Source organism: Streptomyces sp. NPDC053427 (assembly GCF_044544985.1).
Lineage (GTDB): Bacteria > Actinomycetota > Actinomycetes > Streptomycetales > Streptomycetaceae > Streptomyces.
In genome coordinates, this window is record NZ_JBITYA010000004.1 from 40,396 (window position 1) to 47,357 (window position 6,962).

4 protein-coding genes are annotated in these 6,962 nt (G+C 70.9%); 3 read left to right on the top strand and 1 reads right to left on the bottom strand.

Translation table 11 applies throughout. From position 1 onward, the window contains the following. Positions 1-104: 104 nt before the first annotated feature. Positions 105-2,258, top strand: a complete 2,154-nt coding sequence (locus tag ACIGWZ_RS11915) for a prolyl oligopeptidase family serine peptidase (protein ID WP_400063382.1) — start codon at positions 105-107, stop codon at positions 2,256-2,258. Positions 2,259-2,279: 21 nt separating this feature from the next. Here ACIGWZ_RS11915 and ACIGWZ_RS11920 read toward each other — a convergent pair whose 3' ends face one another. Continuing rightward, complete coding sequence (locus ACIGWZ_RS11920; protein ID WP_400063384.1) at positions 2,280-3,377, bottom strand: hypothetical protein; 1,098 nt, start codon at positions 3,375-3,377, stop codon at positions 2,280-2,282. Positions 3,378-3,867: 490 nt separating this feature from the next. Between ACIGWZ_RS11920 and ACIGWZ_RS11925 the strand changes: the two genes are divergently transcribed. Further along, a complete protein-coding gene (locus tag ACIGWZ_RS11925; protein ID WP_400063385.1) occupies positions 3,868-4,899 on the top strand; it encodes an ABC transporter permease in 1,032 nt (343 codons plus the stop codon). A gap of 88 nt (positions 4,900-4,987) precedes the next feature. Beyond that, positions 4,988-6,784, top strand: a complete 1,797-nt coding sequence (locus tag ACIGWZ_RS11930; RefSeq protein WP_400063387.1) for an ABC transporter substrate-binding protein — start codon at positions 4,988-4,990, stop codon at positions 6,782-6,784. Positions 6,785-6,962 lie beyond the last annotated feature (178 nt).

Here is a 6,962-nt window from a genome sequence, read left to right on the forward strand (position 1 = left end):
CTTTCCGTCCGAGCGCATAAGTCGGAGCACGGAAGCAGAGGAGGGGCGCACACGATCTTCACGAGTGCGACTGCCATGAGTCCGCGCCCCTCTAGGCTCGGCGTATGACGACCGGACAGCCTTCCTTCCCCCGGCAGTACGCCCGTACCCAGCGCTTCACGCTGGGCGCCCCGCGCGGCTACTCCCTCTCGCCCGACGGCGCCCGCGTCGTCTTCCTCCGCTCCCCCGGCGGCAGCGACCGGGCGCAGCGGCTGTGGGTCCTCGACCTGGACGAGGGACGGGAGTTCACGGCCGCCGACCCCGGGGCGCTGCTGGCCGGCGCGGACGAGGAACTCACCGCGCAGGAGCGGGCGCGCCGCGAGCGTACCCGGGAAGGCTCGGCGGGCATCGTCGACTACGCGGTGGACGCCGCGGTGGAGTTGGCGGCGTTCACCCTCTCCGGCCGGCTCTTCGTCTGCGAGCTGCGGGCCGGCACCACGCGCGAACTCCCGGTCCGGGGGCCGGTGGTGGACCCGCGGCCGTCGCCGGACGGCCGGCAGGTGGCCTATGTGGCCGACGGCCGGCTGCGGGTGATCGCGGCGGACGCCGCGGAGAACGGCACGGACCGGGTGCTCGCCGAGCCGGACGGCCCCGAAGTCAGCTGGGGCCTCGCGGAGTTCATCGCCGCCGAGGAGATGGGGCGCCACCGGGGCTACTGGTGGTCCCCGCAGAGCGACCAGGTGCTGGCCGCCCGGGTCGACGAATCCCCGGTGCGGCGCTGGTGGATCGCCGACCCCGCGCACCCGGACCGCGAGCCCGCCCGGGTCGCCTACCCCGCGGCGGGCACCGCCAACGCCGTGGTCACGCTGGGCCTCTTCGGCCTGGACGGCTCCCGTACGGACGTGACCTGGGACCATGAGCGCTACCCCTATCTGGCGCGGGTGCACTGGTCGGCGGCCGGTCCCCCGCTGCTGCTGGTGCAGTCCCGCGACCAGCGCGACCAGCGGTATCTGACCGTCGACACCGCGACCGGCGCGACCCGCACGGTGCACGAGGACGACGACGAGGCATGGGTGGAGCCGTTCCCCGGGACGCCCGCCTGGACGCCGGACGGCCGCCTCGTGCGCATCGCCGACGAAGGCGGGGCGCGCAAGCTGTTCGTCGGGGACCGCCCGCTGACCGGCGCGCCGCTGCACGTCCGCGCCGTACTGGACATCGGGGAGGACGACGTCCTCTTCTCCGCGAGCGGCACCGACATGAAGGACATCGGCGTCTTCCGCGCCTGGTTCCGCGGCAGCGGCGATCAGGGCGGCTGGGAGCGGGTCGGCGAGCGGCCGCATCCGACGGTGTCCTCCGCGGTGCGCGGCGGGGGGCTGATGGTGCTCTCGCAGTCCTCGCCTGAGTGGCCCGGCGCCCGGGTCGAGGTGATCCGACTGGACGCGGACGGCGGCGAGAAGACGCTCGCCCCGATCGCCTCGTACGCCGAGCGGCCGGCGCTCACCGCCCGCCCCCACTTCGCCTCGGCCGGCGACCGGGAGATCCCGTGCGCGGTACTGCTGCCCACCGGATATACGGACGCCGACGGTCCGCTGCCGGTGCTGCTCGACCCGTACGGCGGTCCGCACGGCCAGCGGGTGGTCGCCGCGCACAACGCCTATCTGACGTCCCAGTGGTTCGCCGACCAGGGGTTCGCGGTGCTCGTCGCGGACGGCCGGGGCACCCCGGGGCGCTCGCCCGGCTGGGAGAAGGCGGTGTCGAGGAACCTCGCCTCGGTCGTCCTGGAGGACCAGGTCGACGCCCTCCATACACTGGCCGGATCCTTTCCCTTCGACCTGGACCGGGTCGCGATCCGGGGCTGGTCGTTCGGCGGCTACCTGGCCGGGCTCGCCGCGCTGCGCCGCCCGGACGTCTTCCACGCGGCGGTGGCGGGCGCGCCGGTCACCGATCTGCGGCTGTACGACACCCATTACCAGGAGCGGTATCTGGGGCACCCGGACGAGGAGCCCGCGGTCTACGCCGAGAATTCCCTGGTCACGGACGAGGGGCTGTCGGGGGCGGCGGAGCCGCACCGGCCGGTGCTGATCGTGCACGGGCTGGCGGACGACAACGTGGTGGTGGCGCATTCGCTGCGGCTGTCGGCCGCGCTGCTCGCGGCGGGCCGCCCGCACGAGGTGCTGCCGCTGTCGGGGGTGACCCATATGACGCCGCAGGAACAGGTGGCCGAAAACCTGCTGCTGCTCGAAGTGGACTTCCTCAAGCGGTCGTTGGGGATGCGCTGACGGAGCGGCCGGCGCCGGGGCCTACCAGCCGGGCGGGAGGGTGGACGGCGGGGGTGGGGCGTGCGGCGGCCGCTCCGCGCCCGGGGAGGCGCCGTACGCCACCGCCGCGACCGCGTCCCGGCTCTCGTCCGGCACCCCGGGCCGGGCCGCCACGACCACCGCGGCCAGCCCGGCGGCCGCCACCCACAGCGCGGTGCCGAGCTCCAGCTGCGCCTGGCCGGGCAGCACCGGGAAGCGGTCCAGCTGCCCGGTGGCGCCGGCGAAGGCGAGCGCGGCGGCCGCCTGGGCGAACAGCAGCGCCCCGGCCGCCATGGCCGCCGGCCGAGCCCAGGACGCCCGGCGGACCGCCGCGGCGGCGCCGGTCAGGGCCAGCAGGGCGAGCGCCGCCGCCTGCCAGTGCACCGGGGGCTGCAGCAGCACCCGGAAGACGGAGGCATCGCCCAGCAGCCCCTTGCGGTAGGTGTCCCAGCCGAGCCGCAGCAACCAGTGGGCCTCCCAGGCGGCGACCGCCAGCCCGGAGGTGGCCAGGAGGACACCGAGCGCGACGGCCGGTCCCTTGCGCGGCCGGCCGGGCATGCCGCCGGATGCCTGGGACGGCGGACGGTGGACCACGCCGTACGCGGTGCGTGCCACGCCCCGCAGGCCCCGCTGCGCGCTCCCGTCCGGCCGGCGGCCCGCCGCGACCACGACGACGAGCACCGCGGCGAGCGCGATCTGGGTTCCGGCGGTCAGCCGGGCCCGGCCGGTGAGTCCGCTCTCCAGTCCTTGCAGCCAGCTCGCACCCAGCACCCACAGCAGCGGGAGCCGCAGCAGCAGCGTGGCCGCCCCGACGGCGAGCAGCGCGCCGGAGACCACCGAGGAGGCGGCGCGCAGCGCGGTGACCGCGGCGGTGAGCGCGCCGAGCACCAGCAGCGGGTCGAGGGCGGAGGTGGCCCAGGCGGTGAACTCGCCGGGCCGTCGGGCCTCGCCCAGCCACGTCCACCACACGTCGGCGGGCTGCTGCGCGATTCCGAGGTCCCGGATGATCCAGCCGACGCTCAGCAGCGCCAGCAGCAGACAGGCCAGCGCGCCGATGCCGCGCGCGCCGTCGCTGAGATCTTTCCGTTGCCTGGTGGACACGGCCCGCCCCCGTCCGCGTCGATGCGCCTCGCCGTCCTCGGCGCCCGCCGGTGCGAGGGCGCCCACCGCAGGTCTACTGCACGCGAGGGAACGGGACAACACATCCGCATCCGCCGGGGCGGCGGACACCGGCGGAACGGTGACCGGCCGGGGTCCCTTCGGACGGTCCCCGGCCGGTCTACGGCACCCGCACGGCCGTACGTTGTTCATGGTTCCGCGTCCGTATATCGGTGTTGCGACGGCAGAGTTGCCTTCTTGTTAAAGAAGTTCAGAGCGATATGTCGCCCATGCCGTACTTGAGCGCAGGGTGTCAAGCACGCCTATGCGTCGATCTGCGTAATCTTCGCTCAAGAAGCGGACGACCTGCACACCGGCACACCGCATACCCTTGACTCCGCCATAAATCACTTGCGAAAGTCGCGCTCATCCAGACGGCGCGACTCTGCGCCGCATCATGTTCCAAAAGAACTCGGCGCGGGGGCACTTCGCGATGACTAGTCCATCCCAGACCGCGGTGACCAAGACCGACACCCCAGGTCCGGGCTCCGAAGGTGTGACTTCGAAGAAGAGTCGCAAGGACGGTGTGCTGACGGGGCGCTCGCCGGGCCAGCTGATGTGGGCGCGCTTCAAGCGCGACCGGACCGGCATCATCAGCGCCTGCGTCGTGCTGTTCTTCTTCGCGATCGGGGTGCTCGCACCGGTCATCTCCAAGATCTACGGCAAGGACCCCTACACCCAGTACGGGGTGAACACCCCGGGCCTGCTGATCAACTCGTACCCCGCCGGCCCCAACGGCGGCATCTCCTCGGACTTCTGGTTCGGCATCGAACCGAGCCTGGGCCGCGACGTGTTCATGCAGCTGCTCTACGGAATCCGCAACACGCTGGGCCTCGCCGTGGCCATCACGCTCGTCTCGGTGCTCACCGCGATCCTGCTGGGTGTCACCGCCGGCTACTTCGGCGGCCGCACCGACTACTTCATCGGCCGGGTCATCGACCTGCTGATGGCCTTCCCCAACCAGCTGTTCTATGTCGCGTTCGTCCCGGTTGTGAGCGCCATCTTCGTCGCTCCCGCGGACCAGATGCCCGACTGGCTGCGGGTCACGATCATCATCCTGGTGATGTGGTTCCTGGGCTGGATGAGCCTGGCCCGGCTGCTGCGCGGCCAAGTGCTGTCGTTGCGCGAGCGTGAGTTCATCGAGGCGGCCAAGATCAGCGGCGCGTCTCCGTGGCGGATCATCCGGCGCGAACTGATCCCGAACGTGATGACACCGATCCTGGTCCAGACGACCTACATGCTGCCGAACTTCGTGACCTCCATCGCGGGGCTCTCCTTCCTCGGCGTGGGTCTCGTCGAGCCCACCCCGGACTGGGGCCGGATGTTCGCCTACGCGGCCGACTACTACCGCAACGACATCACGTACTTGTTCTTCCCCGGCACCGCGATGGTCCTCTTCATCGTCGCGTTCAACCTGCTCGGGGACTCCGTCCGGGACGCCTTCGACCCCAAGAGGGCTCGGTAACTCCGTTCCACGGGGGGTGCTGCCACCCCAGCACCGCATCAGTCAGGCAGCAGCAACGGATCAACGACAGGCAGGTGCATTCATCACCATGAGCAATGTCCGTATGCGCAGAGCGCAGGCCGCGATCGTGGCTTTGACCGCCGGGGCGCTCGCCCTGACCGCGTGCAGCGCCGGCCAGAAGCAGGGTGCGTCCGACGACGGCGCCCGCCGCAATGCCGAAAAGCAACGCGCGCAGATCGCCTTCGGTGACGCGGCCGCTTCCAAGGGCCCGGCCGAGCCGGTGGCCGGCGCCAAGCCGGGCGGCACGATCAAGGTCTACCAGCGTGACACCTACGCCCACCTGGACCCGGCCCAGCAGTACGTCTCCGACATGGGCACCCTCTCGCTCCTGCTCACCCGCCGGCTGACCACGTACCACCTGGACAACAGCGGCAAGTACACGGTCGTCGGCGACCTCGCCACGGACAGCGGCCAGAAGTCCGACGGCGGCAAGACGTGGACGTACAAGCTCAAGGACGGCGTCAAGTTCGAGGACGGCAAGCCGATCACCTCGACGGACATCCGCCACACCATCGAGCGGACGTTCGCGAACTTCATCTCCAGCGGCCCGACCTACGTCCAGCGCTGGCTGGCCGACTCCACCGACTACCGCAAGCTCCTCAAGGGCGGCCCCTACGCGGGGAAGCACCTGCCCAAGACCGTCCTGGACACGCCGGACGACAAGACCATCGTCTTCCACTTCAAGAAGCCGGTGGGTGACCTGCCCTACGCCCTGGCGATGGCGGGCTACGGTGCGGTCGAGAAGGCCAAGGACACCAAGGAGAAGTACGACAGGGCCCCGGTCTCCTCGGGTCCGTACAAGATCGTCCCCGGGTCGTTCAAGAACGGCAAGGGCATCACGCTGGTCAAGAACACCAACTGGGACCCGAACACCGACATCTCGCGTCACCAGTACGTCGACAAGTTCGACATCCAGTTCAGCGTGTCCTACCCCCAGTCGACCCAGCGTCTGATGGCCGACAACCCGGACAACCAGGCCGCGATCAGCTTCAACAACCAGGTCGACTCGGCGAGCATGCTGCAGGTCGCCAACGACCCGAAGATCAAGGCCCGTTCGACCTCCGGCTACCAGCCCTACGTCGGCGTGATGAACTTCAACATGCGGCGTCTGAAGGACAAGAAGGTCCGCGAGGCCATCGCCTACGCGATGCCGACCCAGGCCATCCTCGACCAGTACGGCACCCCGGGCGGCGGCGAGCTCGCCGGCAGCTACATCAGCCCGACGCTGACCGGCTTCAAGGACATCGACCCCTACGGCAAGCTCAAGAAGCCGATGGGTGACATCGAGAAGGCCAAGAAGATCCTGAAGGCGGCCGGCAAGTCCGGCATGAAGCTGACCTACGCCCACAACACGGCGACCGAGCCGTCGAAGTACTCCGTCAAGGTGGTCGACAACCTCAAGAAGGCCGGCTTCGACGTCCAGAGCAAGGAACTGCCGCCGGACACCTACTACGACATCATCGGCAAGACGGACAACCAGTTCGACGTCTACCCCTCGGCGTGGGGCGCGGACTGGCCGAGCGCGCTGACGGTGCTCCCCCCGGTGTACGACGGCCGGCAGATCCAGGACGGCGGGACCAACTACTCGCTGTACAACAGCCCTGAGACCAACAAGGAGATCGACCGGATCTCCGAGGTGACCGACCAGAAGAAGGCCGCGGACGACTGGTTCGCGCTCGGCGAGAAGATCCTCAAGGAGGACCTGCCGCAGATCCCGACCTTCTACTACAAGCAGATCCAGCTGCACGGTTCCAAGGTCGGCGGCGTCGTCAACAACGACATCATCAGCTCCATCGACCCGACCAAGCTGTACGTCAAGAAGTAACCGCGCACCCCTAACGGTTACCCCGGCGCCGGGGGGGGGGGGGCCCCCCCGCCGGCGCCCCCCCCCCCCCCCCCCCCCCCCCCCCCCCCCCCCCCCCCCCCCCCGCGGCCCCCCCCCCCCCCCCCCCCCCCCCCCCCCCCCCCCCCCCCCCCCCCCCCCCCCCCCCCCCCCCCCCGTA

Bases quoted from the DNA above. Each gene is read 5' to 3' on its own strand.
- ACIGWZ_RS11925 (WP_400063385.1), top strand. From the start codon at position 3,868: ATGACTAGTCCATCCCAGACCGCGGTGACCAAGACCGACACCCCAGGT.
- ACIGWZ_RS11930 (WP_400063387.1), top strand. From the start codon at position 4,988: ATGAGCAATGTCCGTATGCGCAGAGCGCAGGCCGCGATCGTGGCTTTG.
- ACIGWZ_RS11915 (WP_400063382.1), top strand. From the start codon at position 105: ATGACGACCGGACAGCCTTCCTTCCCCCGGCAGTACGCCCGTACCCAG.